This window comes from Domibacillus indicus (assembly GCF_000970685.1).
Classification (GTDB): Bacteria; Bacillota; Bacilli; order Bacillales; family Domibacillaceae; genus Domibacillus; species Domibacillus indicus.
This window is the reverse complement of the sequence record NZ_LAJB01000002.1, coordinates 330244-345145: the sequence shown is the minus strand read 5'-3', so window position 1 is coordinate 345145 and position 14902 is coordinate 330244. Positions and strand designations below refer to the sequence as shown.

At 43.0% G+C, this 14902-nt stretch carries 22 protein-coding genes and 1 pseudogene; 16 read left to right on the top strand and 7 right to left on the bottom strand.

All coding sequences use genetic code 11. The features are described from left to right. Positions 1–26: 26 nt before the first annotated feature. From VP98_RS02055 to VP98_RS02045, 3 genes are read right to left on the bottom strand one after another with little or no spacing between them, the layout of a single operon-like run. Entirely contained in the window at positions 27–212 is a 186-nt protein-coding gene (locus VP98_RS02055) for a hypothetical protein (RefSeq protein ID WP_046173631.1), read from the bottom strand. A 35-nt stretch (positions 213–247) separates the two neighbouring features. Continuing rightward, entirely contained in the window at positions 248–526 is a 279-nt protein-coding gene (locus tag VP98_RS02050) for a hypothetical protein (RefSeq protein WP_046173630.1), read from the bottom strand. Further along, positions 505–1644 (bottom strand): serine hydrolase, encoded by a 1140-nt coding sequence (locus tag VP98_RS02045; RefSeq protein WP_046174111.1) that lies wholly within the window; start codon positions 1642–1644, stop codon positions 505–507. The genes VP98_RS02050 and VP98_RS02045 overlap by 22 nt, the downstream gene beginning before the upstream one ends. A gap of 262 nt (positions 1645–1906) precedes the next feature. Between VP98_RS02045 and VP98_RS02040 the strand changes: the two genes are divergently transcribed. Next, a complete protein-coding gene (locus tag VP98_RS02040; RefSeq protein ID WP_046173629.1) occupies positions 1907–3385 on the top strand; it encodes a methyl-accepting chemotaxis protein in 1479 nt (492 codons plus the stop codon). Positions 3386–3485: 100 nt separating this feature from the next. Further along, positions 3486–3956, top strand: coding sequence for an Imm30 family immunity protein (locus VP98_RS02035; RefSeq protein ID WP_046173628.1), 471 nt, complete (start codon positions 3486–3488; stop codon positions 3954–3956). Positions 3957–3998: 42 nt separating this feature from the next. On the opposite strand, the gene VP98_RS02030 is transcribed toward VP98_RS02035, so the two are convergent. Further along, a complete protein-coding gene (locus VP98_RS02030; protein ID WP_046173627.1) occupies positions 3999–4187 on the bottom strand; it encodes a hypothetical protein in 189 nt (62 codons plus the stop codon). A gap of 76 nt (positions 4188–4263) precedes the next feature. After that, positions 4264–4575: a hypothetical protein gene (locus VP98_RS02025; protein ID WP_046173626.1), complete on the bottom strand. Its 312-nt coding sequence runs from the start codon at positions 4573–4575 to the stop codon at positions 4264–4266. A 107-nt stretch (positions 4576–4682) separates the two neighbouring features. Here VP98_RS02025 and VP98_RS02020 point away from each other — a divergent pair, with 107 nt between their 5' ends. The 4 genes from VP98_RS02020 to VP98_RS02005 all read left to right on the top strand — a co-directional run bounded on the left by VP98_RS02020 (position 4683) and on the right by VP98_RS02005 (position 6903). Continuing rightward, positions 4683–5267, top strand: a complete 585-nt coding sequence (locus VP98_RS02020) for a hypothetical protein (protein ID WP_046173625.1) — start codon at positions 4683–4685, stop codon at positions 5265–5267. 82 nt (positions 5268–5349) lie between these two features. Further along, positions 5350–5781 (top strand): WapI family immunity protein, encoded by a 432-nt coding sequence (locus VP98_RS02015; RefSeq protein WP_046173624.1) that lies wholly within the window; start codon positions 5350–5352, stop codon positions 5779–5781. A 50-nt stretch (positions 5782–5831) separates the two neighbouring features. Next, the gene (locus tag VP98_RS02010; RefSeq protein ID WP_046174110.1) at positions 5832–6383 is read left to right on the top strand and encodes an SMI1/KNR4 family protein; all 552 of its coding nucleotides are present in this window, start codon (positions 5832–5834) and stop codon (positions 6381–6383) included. Between the two features lie 124 nt (positions 6384–6507). Next, positions 6508–6903, top strand: a complete 396-nt coding sequence (locus VP98_RS02005; RefSeq protein ID WP_046173623.1) for a DUF3224 domain-containing protein — start codon at positions 6508–6510, stop codon at positions 6901–6903. Between the two features lie 108 nt (positions 6904–7011). Here VP98_RS02005 and VP98_RS02000 read toward each other — a convergent pair whose 3' ends face one another. Then, a complete protein-coding gene (locus VP98_RS02000; RefSeq protein WP_046173622.1) occupies positions 7012–7395 on the bottom strand; it encodes a nuclear transport factor 2 family protein in 384 nt (127 codons plus the stop codon). Between the two features lie 211 nt (positions 7396–7606). On the opposite strand from VP98_RS02000, the gene VP98_RS01995 reads away from it, so the two are divergent. The 7 genes and pseudogenes from VP98_RS01995 to VP98_RS01965 all read left to right on the top strand — a co-directional run bounded on the left by VP98_RS01995 (position 7607) and on the right by VP98_RS01965 (position 10692). Continuing rightward, positions 7607–7921: a hypothetical protein gene (locus VP98_RS01995; RefSeq protein WP_197076537.1), complete on the top strand. Its 315-nt coding sequence runs from the start codon at positions 7607–7609 to the stop codon at positions 7919–7921. Between the two features lie 98 nt (positions 7922–8019). Next, positions 8020–8351: pseudogene (locus VP98_RS01990) on the top strand (antibiotic biosynthesis monooxygenase family protein). A 37-nt stretch (positions 8352–8388) separates the two neighbouring features. Continuing rightward, positions 8389–8715, top strand: coding sequence for a hypothetical protein (locus tag VP98_RS01985; RefSeq protein WP_046173620.1), 327 nt, complete (start codon positions 8389–8391; stop codon positions 8713–8715). Further along, positions 8712–9113: a hypothetical protein gene (locus VP98_RS01980; protein WP_046173619.1), complete on the top strand. Its 402-nt coding sequence runs from the start codon at positions 8712–8714 to the stop codon at positions 9111–9113. Before VP98_RS01985 ends, VP98_RS01980 begins: the two co-directional genes overlap by 4 nt. Before the next feature lie 6 nt (positions 9114–9119). After that, positions 9120–9245, top strand: coding sequence for a hypothetical protein (locus VP98_RS19310; RefSeq protein ID WP_269431492.1), 126 nt, complete (start codon positions 9120–9122; stop codon positions 9243–9245). Positions 9246–9501: 256 nt separating this feature from the next. Then, the gene (locus VP98_RS01970) at positions 9502–9900 is read left to right on the top strand and encodes a GNAT family N-acetyltransferase (protein ID WP_046173617.1); all 399 of its coding nucleotides are present in this window, start codon (positions 9502–9504) and stop codon (positions 9898–9900) included. Between the two features lie 126 nt (positions 9901–10026). Next, positions 10027–10692, top strand: coding sequence for an HAD family hydrolase (locus tag VP98_RS01965; protein WP_046174109.1), 666 nt, complete (start codon positions 10027–10029; stop codon positions 10690–10692). A 229-nt stretch (positions 10693–10921) separates the two neighbouring features. On the opposite strand, the gene VP98_RS01960 is transcribed toward VP98_RS01965, so the two are convergent. Then, entirely contained in the window at positions 10922–11245 is a 324-nt protein-coding gene (locus VP98_RS01960) for a hypothetical protein (RefSeq protein ID WP_046173616.1), read from the bottom strand. A 561-nt stretch (positions 11246–11806) separates the two neighbouring features. Here VP98_RS01960 and VP98_RS01955 point away from each other — a divergent pair. From VP98_RS01955 to VP98_RS01945, 3 genes are all read left to right on the top strand, one after another. Beyond that, positions 11807–12010, top strand: a complete 204-nt coding sequence (locus tag VP98_RS01955; RefSeq protein WP_046173615.1) for a zinc ribbon domain-containing protein — start codon at positions 11807–11809, stop codon at positions 12008–12010. A 624-nt stretch (positions 12011–12634) separates the two neighbouring features. Next, a complete protein-coding gene (locus VP98_RS01950; protein WP_156151290.1) occupies positions 12635–13462 on the top strand; it encodes a TIM barrel protein in 828 nt (275 codons plus the stop codon). Between the two features lie 16 nt (positions 13463–13478). Further along, the gene (locus VP98_RS01945; RefSeq protein WP_046173614.1) at positions 13479–14846 is read left to right on the top strand and encodes an amino acid permease; all 1368 of its coding nucleotides are present in this window, start codon (positions 13479–13481) and stop codon (positions 14844–14846) included. Positions 14847–14902 lie beyond the last annotated feature (56 nt).

Genomic DNA, 14902 nt, shown 5'->3' with positions numbered 1-14902 from the left:
GTCCGGCAGCCGGGCGGCTTTTTGTCTCAGCGGATATACGAAGAATACGGGTCCAGCACACCTGTCCACAGCAGGACTGCGAGAACGGACAGAAGAGCTCCTGCGGTGAGAAAAAACCGGCTGGAGCTCTTTTTTCTTTTGCGCAGATAAAGGGCAAAATCAAGAAATACGAAAGCAAAAGGAGTGAGAAGAAGACTCAGTCCGATATTCATGCTATGCTCCTTTCACCTGCAGAAACAGGTCCCTATTATGAAATGATGCTTCGATACAAAGAACTGGCGGCACTGAGGGCAACACAAATGCCGCCGGCCCAGAGAAATGCTTCCGCCGACAAAAGCGAGCCAAGATGAAAGCAGAAAACACCGGCGATCAGCAGGCCGATCGTAGATAAAAAGCGGAAGGAGGCGAACCGTTCACGGATAGACGCTCTTTTACCAGCCTCCATTTTGCAGTATATATAAATGATCAAAAGGGCCGGAACCCCCCACCAGGCCAAAAAGATGATCAGCTGTCCGGTTTGTCCCATTGCTGGCACACCTCTTTCGTTTTGCGGCGGAACGCTTCATCCCGAAGCAGCGAGAGCTCGAACGCATTCAAGCTGCCCGACAGCTTCGCATGCTCTAACAGAGTCAGCCCGTCCGTGAAAAATGCCAGCTCCAGCAGCCCGCCGTTCTTTTTAGCTGCATACATGGCTTCGGTCAGCACAAAAGCCGTCGATCCGCCTTTTCTGCCAGCATGCAAAAGCCATTCCTGGTTGGCCGGGTCCTTCATAATCCCCTCCATAACAGGATCTAAAAAAGCATGAACCTGACCGGGGAGAAAGGTCCGGCTGTTTAGCTTTTCCATAACCGATGCGTATTCACTTGTTGTCGACCGTGTCAGCCGGTCCGACCAGATTTTTTGATTGGGCACGTTCATGAGACGGTACAGCTGCTTCTGCTCCCGTCTTGTCGGCGGGTCTTCCAGCCACTTTTCATGAATGGCGATGGACCGCTGACGGTATTCCGCCAGCTCCATCTGTTTTACCGCCTGCATGGTTTCTTTTTTGCCGAGCTTTTGCTCCTTCATCAGCTTAACCGGAACAAACAGCGTGCTGACAAGCGGGTAAATGGGCTCATGGTGCTCAAGACCGAACAGGGCAGGAATCCGGTTAACGTTTTCCAGGCCAAGCAGGTGAAGAAGATAATCGGTATTGGCGTTCGAGCTGTAGGTGATCATGCCTTTTGCAACTTCTGACAGCGGAACTGAATTACCCGTAAAAGCCGGCTGAAGAGAGCGGAGCCACATGGTATGCGCACCTCCGTCCGTCCTCGGCACATAAAAAGACTGGAGTGTTTCAAGCGGCACTTTTTGATTCGGATCAATCTGTCCGTCTGCCGCCTGCCGGGCGTATTCAACAGCGGCCATTATTTTTACCGTGCTCGCAAGCGGCATCCGCAGCGTTTCGTTCACATCCGCGAGGCGCTCCCCATTCCAGCGGACAGAGAGAGCTGCCCGGCCATCCGCCGCATTTTCCTCTATAAACTGCAACACTGCATCCGGGCTTGCCTGGCGGATTTCACGCTGAAACCGCCTATGTATCAAAAAAAGAATCAAAATGACTATCGCCAGTCCAGCTGCCACTGTCCATACGATGACCTTCACCCATACCAGCTCCTTTACCGCAGATTCCGTTTTCTTTACGGGCAGAAAAGGAAAAAGTTTCATGAAAGAGATGAAATTTTATTGTCAGCCGCCGATATATGCAGAGAAGATACACGCTTAGCACTGTCGGATTAATCGTTTTGCAGAAGTAAGTAATAATTCCTGCTGCAGATAAAAATTATATAGATACACACGAAAAAACATGATATATTACCTATTAATTCGATACTGAGATAATTAACAACGTGAGGAGACTGTCCCTATGACTGCAATAGAGAGCCTGCGGGTTCGTGATACCGGCAAAAAAAATACGCTCATGTATATTGTGTTTTCAATTTCCCTGCTTTTCGGTCTTGGAAAAGCTTTTTCAATCGGCGAGCTTGATAAAGCTGCTTTTTACGGAACGGAATTGGTCATCTTTTCCATTATGTATTTTGTGCTTCAGAAAGGAATAAAAAAACCCTTTCTTTTCCCTTATGCCGGAGTGGGGATCATTTATTTATCTTCTATTTTCTCGATCTTTTTATTCGGCGCATCGGCCGAACTGGTCATTATTTTGCTTTTTCTCGTTTTGATTTCGTCCGTACACCTGCAGTTCCGCGTCTTTATCCTGGGATATACACTCGGTCTTGCCGGAATGATCATGGCTGCTGTTTTTAATACAGATGAAACCCAAACAATTGATGCTATTTTTCCGGTAGCAATGATTGTTTATATTTTATCGGGGATTGTGTTAGGTGTAGTGATTTCCTTAACATCAAAGCAATTTGCCCAGCTGGGAGAATTTATTGCCCGGATTGAGGAAGAAACGAAGCAGAAGGAAGAGCAGAAACAAAAACTTGAGGTGACTGTCTCGGGAATGATTGAAGACATTTTGCAGGCAGATGCTCATATGAAAAGCGGCCTGGCCGCTCAAAGTGAAATGAAAACCGCTATTCAGGAAATTGCAGCCGGAAGCCAGACGCAGGCCGAGCAAATCAATAAAGTGGTCCTTAATACGTCAAGTACGAAAGCATCCATGGAGCACTTTCACAGAGTGTCAACGGAGCTGAGAGCTGAAAGCGGGCAGGCGGGCGAAATCGTCAAAGAAGGGCAGCAGCAGGTGAAGGGCCTGAATGACGATATTCAACAGGCGAAAAGCATCAGCCTGGAATTAAACGAAACCTTTGATTCGCTTTCCGGCACCATTCAGGAAATGAACGAGCTGACCAGCATGATTCAGGATATAACCGACCAGACGGGGCTGCTTGCATTAAACGCTTCGATCGAGGCAGCGAGGGCCGGACAGTACGGAAAAGGCTTCTCGGTAGTTGCCTCTGAAATCCGCAAGCTGGCGGATGTAACAAAAGAAACAACGCAGAAAATCAATGATAAGCTGCAGCGGCTGAATCAAAGCAATTCACGCGCCCTCGAAAAAGTGGATGAAAGCCATTCATACATTGACAGGGGAGTGGCTTCAACAGAACAAGTGACGGCCTCTTTTGAACAGGTACGAAATATTCTTTTGTATTTGAATGATGAGGTAGTGAAATTTGCGGCTTTGTCAGAATCCGTCACAAAGGAAACGGGCGCCATTGAAGCATCGACCACGGAGCTTGCGGCCATCATTGAACAGTCATCCGCGAGCCTGGAGGAAATGACCGCCACAATCGAAAATGTAACGGACGATAACGAGACGATTGCGGCTCTTATGAGTGAAACTTCTTCAAAGGCAGAACAACTGAAAAACACCTTTTCATAAAAAAGCGTCCCAAAAGCATGTTTTGATTTCTTTTCAAAGCATGCTTTTTTATACTTATAATAAAGGAAAAAACAGGATAGCGATGAAAGAAGGTCTATGAATGAAAGCTGAAGAAGCCATTCACACGCTGATGAACAGCCGTTTTATGAGAACGGAAACCGAAATTTCGCTGTTTGAAGAAGCGCTGGAAGCAGTCTATCAGGCGAATGACTACCGCTTAACAGAAGAACTGACCGGTGTTCTGGAAGATGATACAGAGCAGGAAGAAGTAATGTGGGGAGTGATTCATGCGATTGAAGCCTTGAGTGCCCGATCCCCAAAGGAAGCTTTGGCGCGGCAGATTGCGGCTGTTCCAGAAAATCTGGACAAAAGCAGGGGATGGCTCAGCATCCTGCATGTGAGGATAGTAAACCATGATGAATACAGAGGGCTGCTGGCAGAGGTCTTAAGGGAAGCGGACACGCGCATTCAGGAGGCGGTTATTGGACTGTTTCATGATATACAAAAGGAAAACCCCGGCCAATTCAAGGAAAAAGCCGAACAGGTAACAGCCATCCTGACTAAGGAATAAAATCAGGAGAAAACACAGCAGCCAGGGCGGAAACCGGACTGGTTACTGTTTGCGGTGTTTCATGGGAAGGGCTTTTACAAATACGAGAAAAGAGAAAACAGCGAACCCGCCATTTAAAAAAATTTCAAAAGTGGTGCCAGTAAAATAGTTTGTGATGGCGCCGCTTGCAAAAAGCAGGGCCAGAACAAGCCAGATTGCCGGTTTGTACCGCTGGTAGATAGATTGGAACATCAGGCTCACCTCTCCTATTTTTCTTTCTTTTTTCTACGTGCCGCGGGGGAAAAAGTTTCAAAAAAGCCCGGTCAGGTTAACGCCTGCCTGCTTTTTGCTTGCCTGTAAGCAGCACCCAGGAAAACAGCCAGGTCATCGCAGCGAAAAAGAGCACAATTCCATAAATTTCGTTGGTATTCAGATGGACAGCAGAAAATTCAGTCCAGGCACCCCTGTAAAAATACTGCCAGATCCATATGTAGGAAAGTATTGTAAATATCATATAAGTAAAAGGGCCCGCCAGCGTTTTATTGGAAAACCAGGCTGCCACTGCCCCCGCTATAAACGCAGCCGGCAGAGCGAGCAGCTCCATTACGTACGGGTCAAACCAGGTTGATGCACTGATCAAGATTCTCCGCCTCATTTCCATTTTTTATCATGAGCCTTTCTACGGCATATAAACGGAAAAGTTTCAAAAAAGAAAAAAATAAAAGAACATGAAAGGCAGGCAGCCAAATGCAATTTACATACAGGTTTAGCAGCCGCTGGTGCGTGGATTATTCAATTGAAATAAACTCCCAGCAGTCGGGCTCGAATGTAACTTATGTAAGTGACTGTTTAGGTGATTTGCTCCGTGCCCTAATGGATTTAAACGCAGATTGCGTGCCAGAAGGTGATAATTTGATGACGGAGACCTCCTGCCTTTGGAATAGTGAACCGCTTATTACGACCTGGAGTTTCAGTTTAAAAAGAGCTGGACTGCTGCATGTTGTGGTTTCCCAGGAATATTCCGCGGCAAACGAAGATGGTACCTATGCCGGCATTCAAACAGAAATTGATATTGATACGGAATGCTCTTATGATTATTTGCTGGAAGTGATCATCAAAGAAGCAGATGTGTTACTGAAAAAGCACGGAATTGTCGGGTACCAGCAAAACTGGGATCATGAATTTCCGCTGAGTACATTTCTGAAATTAAAAAACTATTTACTGAATAAGAAGCCGTATGTACTAATAGAAATTGGCGATGACTACGGAGAAATCAAAGCAGGGAATGTAAAGAGCGATATCGATTTATTGTTTAAAGAAGTCCCTGAGTAGTTCTTTTACTCAGTCGTTTCTGTTAAAGGCCTGCTGGTTCACTATCCTGTGGCGAATTCAACCGAGCCGGGAGGAGATAACAATGAGGTTTTTAATTGCCGGCCAGGAAACCAAAATTGAAATGAATGTAATAGAAAGAATGTATTCAAACACGGTAGACTACTGGGACAGCAACTGGATGAGGTCACAATTGCGCATCGAAATTCCCGGTTACCTTGTTCACTTTGAAGCAGCTTTGAGAACGGACGAATTGTCGGACTTTTTACAGCAGCTAAAAAAGATGAACGAGAAATTAAAGGGAGCAGCATCCTTCAGCGCAATGGATGGCTGGATGGACATTGAATGCAGCATGAACGCATTGGGAGGATTGAACTGGCAGGTAGAGACATGCTATCCTGCTGGATACGGTGCCGTTCTTCAGTTTGAATTTGAATCAGACCAGTCATATTTAAACAGTTTAATAAAAGAGCTGGAAGCTGTTCTGGCTGTTTTTCCGGTTACCGGAAAGCCCTGAACAGCAGGCTGATTATCATAAAGCGAAAGAGAGCGGGGGGAAATCAAATGCTGGCAGAAGGAAGCATAGTAAAACAAACGCTGCATTCTTTAAAAAAACGCCTGGAGGAAAATAGTGGCGTTATCCAGATTCAAAGTGAACAGGGGCATATATATAAAGCAGTGTGCACGTTCAATGACCCGGCAAGTGATGGGGAAATAACCGAGTTTGAACAAAAAACAGGCTTATTGCTTCCGCGGGACTATAAAGCATTTTTAAAAATAACGAATGGCTGCCGGTTATTTGATGATAGTGAATATGGCGGGGAAATTGAGCTTTACAGCCTGGCGCAAATTCTCGAATGGAATGGAGATTACGGCGAAGGGGAAGGGTGTTTTGACATCGCATATATTTATCAGGATAACATTGTGATCGACTCCAAGCAGTATGCAGAAAACCAAAAAAATTATCTTTTATGGAAGAGCCATATCGATCCGTTTTCAGAGGCGGAACCGTTAGGGATGAACTTTGAGCTGTGGCTTGACCGGTTTATTATGAGCCAGGGGGCAAAATTTTGGTGGTGGCCGATTTATACGGCTGAAAATTACTATAAACTCACATAAGCGTTTTAGCCGTCAGTGGCTGAATTGGAGTGTTATTAAAATCCAAAAATGAATTTACCATTATATGGTTTGCTGGTATACTGGAGACAAAATCGCTTCTACTAAAAATGGGAGGTTCTAAAGCATGGAGGCAACATTTTCTGTCAGTAAGTGGGATGAAAAACCGGTTGATGAAACAAGAAAAGATTTCCCTGTGAACAGCGCCCGGGTTGAATATGAAATTGATGGCGTATTAAAAGGAAAAGCGTTTGTGGAGTATTTATTATATTATTTAGAGTCGAATGCCACGGATGGTCACCTGGCCACTGCAAAAATTTCCGGTTTTCTGCATTTCGAAGGCACGTATCAAGGCAGGCAGGGAACCTTTACAGCTATTGAGCAAGGAATTTTTGATAAAGGAAATTTAGATTCTCCAGGAAAAATACTGAAAGCAACGGGTAACCTCGAAGGGCTGAAAGGGTTCTATCATTACACATTTTCAGGGCAAGCCAGTAAAATGATGCTGGACTTTGAATTTTAGAATGGCTTTCTTTTAAAACAGGCATCTCTTTAATTTGCAGGAATGCCTGTTTATTGTCTGGCATACTCATCTAATCTGCTCATATCAAGCTTACTTAAATCCTGTGATCTAACTGTAATCTTCAATCAGTGAGATTTTTCCTTCGCTAATCTCAAATACTGACTTTCCTTTCAGCTCTATCTTATCGCCGGCCTTCAATCCGTTTGGAAAATCAACAGCCAGGATTCCTTCATAATCAACATGCACCTCTACATTTTTACCTGAATCACTGAATTCCGTAATTCTCTGGCGGCGGCTTGAGAACATCTTTGACGAGTTTTCCGCCAGTTCCTGAAACTTCTGGATTCCCCTGGTTTCAGTATCCAGCCTGCCGCTGGAAAAATTTCTGAACAGAATATCATTGTGCAGGAGCCTGGTCATTCCCTCTACATCAAACGAATTGTATGCCTCCACATAGCTTTCGATCATTTCTCTGGTCTCCTTACTGCTCATCCTCAAACTCCTCTCCGGGTTTTCCTATTTATATTCTTTAGAACTCAGTCTTTTCCTTCGTAAATATAAATCTTTTACTTAATCCTATAAGAAACTGGCTCCACATATAATGTGGTTATTTTTTGTAAGTTTAGTATAAGCTCTGTATGGAAGTTTATTGAGGGGGCCGCGATTTGAAAACGGTATGTGAAAGGATGGGAATGTGAAGAAAATGAAGGTTTTAGCATTTATCGTTTTTGCCCTTATGTTTCTTTTTTTAACTAGCGTTTCTGTTGAAATACCTTCTAATTTGCGTGATCACGTTTATTATGCAGTCTCGATTTCTTATATAGGAGCACTTCTTTTTTTGTTAGTTGTTAAGGAGAGAATTAGAGTGCTGTTTGGCATTGGTTTTTTAATTGGCATTGTGAATTTGCTGGGAGCCCATGCTGGATGGGACTGGGGACTTTTTATAGGGATCCTCACATTATTTACATTAGTTGTGGGAATGGTCATACACTACGGAAGCGAAGAACAGGGAAAATAAGCGGCCGCTTTCCTGCTGCACAAGGAGATATAAATAATTCACTGATTGAAAAAATATGGTATTATTTTCAATATAAATGGAATTGGAGGTAATCAGTGATGTCATTTGCAAACACACCGGATCCCCCTTATTACGCTGTTGTGTTTACTTCCCGGCGAACAGAAATCGATGCGGACGGCTACGGCTCGACGGCTGATTTCATGGTTGAGCTTGCTTCAAAGCAGACGGGATTTAAAGTGCCAGGAAAAAAAGCGGATTAGGAATCACGGTTTCCTTCTGGGATTCATTAGATGCCATTCAGCGCTGGAGGGAAAACCTTTCTCATCAGAAAGCGCAGGGGAAAAGGAAAAAAGACTGGTATTCCTCCTGCATAACACGCATTTGCAAGGTGGAAAGAGATTATGATTATGCCAGCAGTGTGAAGGATTGAGTTTCACAGACGGCCAGCAGAGAAAGGAGGGGTGTAAGTGTTACGTGACCACGTGAAAGCATTGAGCATTGTTTCTGTTTTATCAATAATCGCAGGACTGGTTTTTATGTTTTCAAGCCTCTCTCTTGGAACGGCTCTGGGAGATTCCTGGCTCGATGGACAGATAAGCCAGAGTGCCGAAGCGGATACCAGCCAGTACGACACGCGCATTAAAATGTACACGAATAATTTTGTCATTCTTGGCACTGTTCTTCTGTGCGCCGGCATTTTGACGGTGCTGCTTACATACTTTGCTTCTGTACGTTTCGGAGTAATAGAGAACAGCGGGACAAAAAATGAAGATAATTTCATTGAAAAAGGGTGAGTCTGATAAGAAACGTAATCCTGGTTTTACTGACAGCCGTTTTAGCAGGCTGCACCCCTTTACATTCTGGTGAATACAGAGCTCTTACGGGGAAAGAAAAAAATGAATTTATTCAAGCGAATCATTTGAATGCCGGTGCTGTCAGAGACGTTCACAATGAAATCACAGTTATGACATTTGAAGACGAACAAGAAGAAGGATTTTATACTGTCTCAAGTAATTCGAAAGGTGAATGGAGTACTTCTTACTTTAAAACGCCCAAAAACAAAGAGCTGCCAGTTCTTATTTCCGGTGTGGCTGCAGGTGCACCTTTCATTGTCATAAAAATAAATGCAAAGGACATATGGGAAAACGGCAGGCATATATCAATCAGCTGGGATAACGGAGAAGTGCAGTAGGAAAGTATGGAGAACACTCAACATGTAATCATTCCTTATAACAGCCCTTCCAGCCAAAATGATATATCCTATGAATCCGTTCAAATAAAAGACAGTGAAAATAAGATTTTATTTGATTCGAGCCAGGAATAAATCCGGGCATGCAGAGAATTGATAAACAAAAGAGTATACGCAGCGCCTCCCGGGGCGGAATAATGAAAGGAAGGGCGGAATTTCTTCTCCCGGGGGCGGTAAATGAAAATACCGGCCATAACAGCATAAGAAAGCGCCAATAAAGCAGGGACGCTGTAAGATAAGTAAGTATTCTTTATTTAGCGGAACAAGGGATTTGGCACATGGAAAGAGAAGCATAGTAACAATAACATTCTGCACCTGGAGGGGAAAGGGCATGGAATGGTCAAAAGATGAGTTTATGATAAGCGACGAGAGTTCACTGATGAATCTGGATATTGTTTCGTACTTGCTTTCATCCACGTATTGGGCATCCAAAAGAACGAAAGAAGCCATTGAAGCCAGTATTCAAAATTCAATTTCTTTTGGTGTATATCACAATAACAGGCAAATCGGCTTTGCCCGGGCTGTGACCGATAGAGCTGTGTTTTCCTGGATTTTGGATGTGGTCATTGATGAAAGGTACAGAGAAAAAGGGATCGGCCAGTGGCTGATGAAATGCATGCTGGAGCATCCCGACATGAAACATACGAAATTTGCCCTGGCTACAACAGACGCTCACGAGTTTTATAAAAAATTTAATTTTAAAGAAACGCAATGTATGATAAGAGTGTAAGAAAAGCCGCTTTCACAAACAGGCAGCGTTAGCTGGATCAAAGGAAATCTATTTATGGGAAACGCCCGGATTTTTAAAATTGGGGGCGTTTTTTACATAGACAGGCAAAGGGGGAGCAGGGGCAGAATGATCAAGGCTGTTTTGTTCGACCTGGATGGAACTTTATTGAACCGGGATAAATCAGTAGAGAAGTTTATAGAGCAGCAATACGAGCGGCTGAATAAATGGGTGGGGCATATACCCAAAGAAAAATACATGACCAGGTTCATAGAGCTGGATAACCGCGGGTACGTTTGGAAGGACAGGGTATACCGGCAGTTAGTCAGTGAGTTTTCCATTACCGGGGTAACATGGGAAGACCTGCTTCAGGATTACATAAGCGAATGTAAAAACAACTGCGTCCCTTTTGATCATCTTTTTAGCACGTTAGAAGAACTAAGAAGCCGCAATCTTACTCTAGGAATCATCACAAATGGAAAGGGGCAGTTCCAGCTGGATAACATAAAAGCTTTGCGCATCGAAAAATACTTTGAGGCCATTTTAATATCTGAATGGGAGGGAATGAAAAAACCTGATCCCCAAATATTTAAGAGAGCCCTGGATCAGCTTAATTTTTTGCCCGAGGAAAGTATATTTGTCGGCGATCATCCAGTAAACGATGTAAAAGCTGCCCGAAACGCAGGAATGAAAGGGATTTGGAAAAAAGACTCCCAGTGGAACCATGTTGAAGCTGATTTTATTATTGATGACCTGGCAGAATTGCCTTTAATCATCCAAAAGTTAATCAAATGAAAGGGTATGTCCTTTGAATTTTTACTTGTTCCTAATTGGTTAGGATCAATCCATTTTATCCTGATGTAACGCTGTTTCACGCGTTTTTCTTCGCAGCCGGGGAATGAAAAAAATCAAAATAAACCAATATAATAGCATCAGAGAACATCATTTGTATTTGTATGATAAAGACTCGGAAGCACAGCTGAGCTGGTGCGGGATCAGCTCAGCATTGCAAAATTCCGGCTGCTCAGCGGAAAATCTCATCCAATTCATCCAATGCTTTTTCCTCATCATAGCCGGCGCCGTATATTTCTTTGGCATCCTGCGTGTACATGCTTGCGATTCGTGTCTGGTGTTCTATTGCCGGGTCGGTGAGTTCATCCTCTATAACCGGGGAGATACGCAGGGATGTAAGAGCTCTTATATACTTGTTTACGGTGTTTTCATCTATCTTTCCCTTTAAATTAGAAGCGGCGACAGCATCGTTTAATGCCTCAATGGCTGCTTCCTTGTTTATACCCGGTGTGAAAACAATTTCCCTGGTTTTCATGACTACATCCTTTAATTCCATAATAGGCCTCCATCTTTTTTTAGTCGCTGCATTCCCATAGTTTGAGTTTAACGGCGCTGCACTCTTAAAGCAAAGGCCGGGATTGAAAGATGCCATTTCTAAATAAGACACTGCTGCTCGACAGCTTGTCCCGAAGCAGACCATAGAAATAGCAGAGCGCCCGTTTTACTCTAATGCTTCTTCTGCCCAAATTAAGTAACACTTGTATATTTTATAATACAATAATGGATGGGTGGCAATGTAGTTTTAAGTACGGCGAACGGGATGGGGGTTACTAAAAAAGGCAGCCAGAGGGGGCTCTGGCTGCAATCGGGTAATGGAAATATAAACTTGTGAGGATGAGACCGCCTCACTGCTAACCAGTATGACCCCTAAAATAAAATTTTATTCATTCATAAAAAAAATGCTGAAAAAAGATGTGAATCAGCTGCCAATCGTTCGCAGTAAAAAGCGCAATAACGTGGCCATGCCGCATCTTTTTAGAAATTCCGCTTGAAACTTTTTCAAGCCGCCTGCGTATAAAAACGCAGGAAATCCAGTTTTTGGAGAGGAGAACAAAGCATGTCTGAAAAAAGCTGTATAAAATGCGGAAGCAAAGAGGCGGGGACTAAAGAAGTGGCCATGACAGGCACGGGATTATCAAAAATGCTTGATGTTCAGCATAATAAGTTTATAGTGGTTTATTGCAAGAGCTGCGGCTACTCGGAATTTTATAATAAGGACTCTTCCAGAGGGGCAAATATACTGGATCTGTTTTTTGGCTGATAAAATGAAAAAAAAGATGTGGGGGTATTATTGAAATAAGGTAATGCTCAGACTGTAGATAAAGTGGTTCTCAAATCTTTGATTTGGGGCCGCTTTATCTTTTTTATGTACTTAAGAAGGCCGGCTTTTTAAGATTTATGGCAGTGAAAGTAAGCATTGCCTGGGTGGGTAATTTCCCAGTCTCTTCAGGGTTGTCCAACGCATGCCATGCTTTTCTTTTGAATTCTGCAAAGGCTGGTTCAATCCTGGTTCAATCGTTTTTTTATACGCTTTGCATAGTCTTTTTTATTCTGTTCTGTATGGCACAGGTGGTTCGCTTCTTCCAAATAGTCCTCTCACACGTGCCGGTGAATCAGCTTTGCATGATTCTGACTTTGTATAAACGATGTACAGAGCGTTGATAACACGGTTTTGATTCCGCATAATGTACGCTCCGCAAGCAGTCCGCCAACCAAAGGGCGGTAGAAGATTTACATAAAGATCAAGGATAAATCTATAGGAAATTTCTTAGGTGTATTAATTGTAACGAAAAAATTTAAACTTACCGTTGAAACTTTTATATTTATTGGTTACAATACAAGATATAACAAATAAAAGCGTTTTCACGCTGAAGGAGTTGGGAAATTGGATTTTGCCGGAATGAATATAACTTTTAAACATTATCCTTTCCGTTGCTTTTTGGATTCGATGGACAGAATTGGCATTAGTAATATTGAACTGTGGGCGGGCGAACCGCATTTGTATGTGTATCGAAATGCGCTGGAAAGTATTCGGAATATCAAAAAAGAAATTAAGTCCCGAAATATGAAAATTGTTTGTTATACTCCGGAACAATGTGTTTATCCCTATAACATTGCTTCTTCAGATCCTCACTGGCGAAAAATAAGTGTCGATTATTTTGCGGCTAATATACATGCTGCTCTGGAGCTGGAAACCAATATGATGCTGATTACATCGGGAATTGGTGATTTTTCAATTTCCCGGGACGAGTCGTGGAAATATGCCAGTGATTCGATTTTTCAGTTAACAAAAGCAGCCGAAAAAGAAGGCATGACCCTCTCATTAGAGCCATTAACGAAATTTGAATCGAATTTAATTACGGACTTTCGTGGACTAAAAAAAATGATAGATGACATTCAGTCCCCTTCCTTAAAAGGAATGATTGACACAGTGGCCATGCAGCTTGCTGATGAAACACCGGATGACTATTTTTCCCTTCTTCCAGAATTAAGCCATTTCCACCTTATAGACGGTGACGGTCAATCTGATCAGCATCTGTCGCTTGATGATGGAGTACTAACTTGGAGAAATTACCTGAAAAGCCTTCAAAGACACGGCTATGAAGGAGTGTGTACCCTGGAGATAATGGGATCAGATTATTACCAAAATCCGCAAGAAACAATTATGAAATCTATGGAGAAAATAAGAGAATTGGAAATTCTATCATCCTAAATTGGAGGAACCCTGTATGAGTAATGACCTTACACGAAAGTTGGGTTTTTGGCCTGCCCTGGCTATTGCTGTTGGTACGACTATAGGTTCAGGCATTTTTGTTTCGTCTGGTGAAGTAGCAAGAGCTGCGGGGACCCCTTCTATCTCTATACTGGCGTGGATTATTGGCGGATTGATTGCGATTCCGCAGGTGATGGTATTAGCTGAGCTGTCAACTGCCTACCCTCAAAATGGAAGCGGTTACGTTTATTTGAATAAGGCAGGCTGGAGACCCTTAGGATTTTTATACGGGTGGGCTACCTTTTGGGCCCTGGACCCTCCCTCCATTGCGATTATGGCTTTAGCAGTCGTTTCGTATGTCGCCACTTTTCTCCCTTTCTTCTCTGGAATGCCTGGAAAACTGCTTGGAATCGCGCTTATACTGATTATCACATCCATTCATTATCGAAGTGTAAAAGAAGGAGCTCTTTTTCAGGTTATTATTACAGCGGTTAAAATTATTCCATTCTTAATTGTTATCATATTAGGAATGATGTATATGAATCCTGGGCATTTTGCTTATACGCCCGCAGCTGCAGAGGCAAAAACAAGTCTTATTGGCGGGGTGTCTGCAACTACCTGGGCATATACAGGCATGGCAGCAATTTGTTTTATGGCTGGAGAGTTTAAAAACCCAGGAAAAGTTCTTCCCAAAGCTCTGATTAGCTCTGTTTTAATTGTATTAGGCCTATACACCCTGTTAGCGATTTGTGTTATTGGATTAATGCCTTTTGAAGACTTAATCAAATCTAATGCGGCTTTATCAGACGCTGTAACATACATTCCGGGACTTTCTGACATTGCTTCATCCTTTGTGGGTGTTACGGCGATTATTGTCATCTTGGGCTCATTAAGTTCCTGTATCATGTTTCAGCCGAGACTAGAATATGCGATGGCCAAGGATGGTTTATTCTTTCAACGCTTTGCAAAGGTTCATCCAAAATATGAAACTCCAAGTTTTTCTATCATTGTTCAGGTAACATATGCGTGTGTTCTTGTTATGTTCAGTAATTTAACAGCATTATTAGGCTATTTCACCCTTATTCAATTGGTGATCAATATTATGGATTTTGCAGCAGTGTATAAATGCCGCAAACGGGATGATTATCATCCTGTCTATCGTATGCCGGTGTGGAGATTGACAACCATATTGGCAATTATTGGTGCAGCGTGGCTGGCATGGGGGACATTTACCTGGGCTCCTGTAGAAGGAATGATCGCAGCATTTATTGTAATTGCAACAGGTCTTCCCGTTTATCACTACTGGGAGAAAAAATACAGATATAAAGAAAAAGAATATGGACTTGAAGAAAAAGAGCATCAGATTAACGATCTAGCGGAATGAGGCAGAGAAAGTTATGTTGTTCTCGTTAGCTTCCTTGTGTTTTCGTTTAAAATAAT

Coding starts and splice junctions, on each gene's coding strand:
- VP98_RS02055 (WP_046173631.1), bottom strand. CDS start 212: ATGAATATCGGACTGAGTCTTCTTCTCACTCCTTTTGCTTTCGTATTT.
- VP98_RS02050 (WP_046173630.1), bottom strand. CDS start 526: ATGGGACAAACCGGACAGCTGATCATCTTTTTGGCCTGGTGGGGGGTT.
- VP98_RS02040 (WP_046173629.1), top strand. CDS start 1,907: ATGACTGCAATAGAGAGCCTGCGGGTTCGTGATACCGGCAAAAAAAAT.
- VP98_RS02035 (WP_046173628.1), top strand. CDS start 3,486: ATGAAAGCTGAAGAAGCCATTCACACGCTGATGAACAGCCGTTTTATG.
- VP98_RS02030 (WP_046173627.1), bottom strand. CDS start 4,187: ATGTTCCAATCTATCTACCAGCGGTACAAACCGGCAATCTGGCTTGTT.
- VP98_RS02020 (WP_046173625.1), top strand. CDS start 4,683: ATGCAATTTACATACAGGTTTAGCAGCCGCTGGTGCGTGGATTATTCA.
- VP98_RS02015 (WP_046173624.1), top strand. CDS start 5,350: ATGAGGTTTTTAATTGCCGGCCAGGAAACCAAAATTGAAATGAATGTA.
- VP98_RS02005 (WP_046173623.1), top strand. CDS start 6,508: ATGGAGGCAACATTTTCTGTCAGTAAGTGGGATGAAAAACCGGTTGAT.
- VP98_RS02000 (WP_046173622.1), bottom strand. CDS start 7,395: ATGAGCAGTAAGGAGACCAGAGAAATGATCGAAAGCTATGTGGAGGCA.
- VP98_RS01995 (WP_197076537.1), top strand. CDS start 7,607: ATGAAGGTTTTAGCATTTATCGTTTTTGCCCTTATGTTTCTTTTTTTA.
- VP98_RS19310 (WP_269431492.1), top strand. CDS start 9,120: ATGGAGAACACTCAACATGTAATCATTCCTTATAACAGCCCTTCCAGC.
- VP98_RS01970 (WP_046173617.1), top strand. CDS start 9,502: ATGGAATGGTCAAAAGATGAGTTTATGATAAGCGACGAGAGTTCACTG.
- VP98_RS01965 (WP_046174109.1), top strand. CDS start 10,027: ATGATCAAGGCTGTTTTGTTCGACCTGGATGGAACTTTATTGAACCGG.
- VP98_RS01960 (WP_046173616.1), bottom strand. CDS start 11,245: ATGGAATTAAAGGATGTAGTCATGAAAACCAGGGAAATTGTTTTCACA.
- VP98_RS01955 (WP_046173615.1), top strand. CDS start 11,807: ATGTCTGAAAAAAGCTGTATAAAATGCGGAAGCAAAGAGGCGGGGACT.
- VP98_RS01945 (WP_046173614.1), top strand. CDS start 13,479: ATGAGTAATGACCTTACACGAAAGTTGGGTTTTTGGCCTGCCCTGGCT.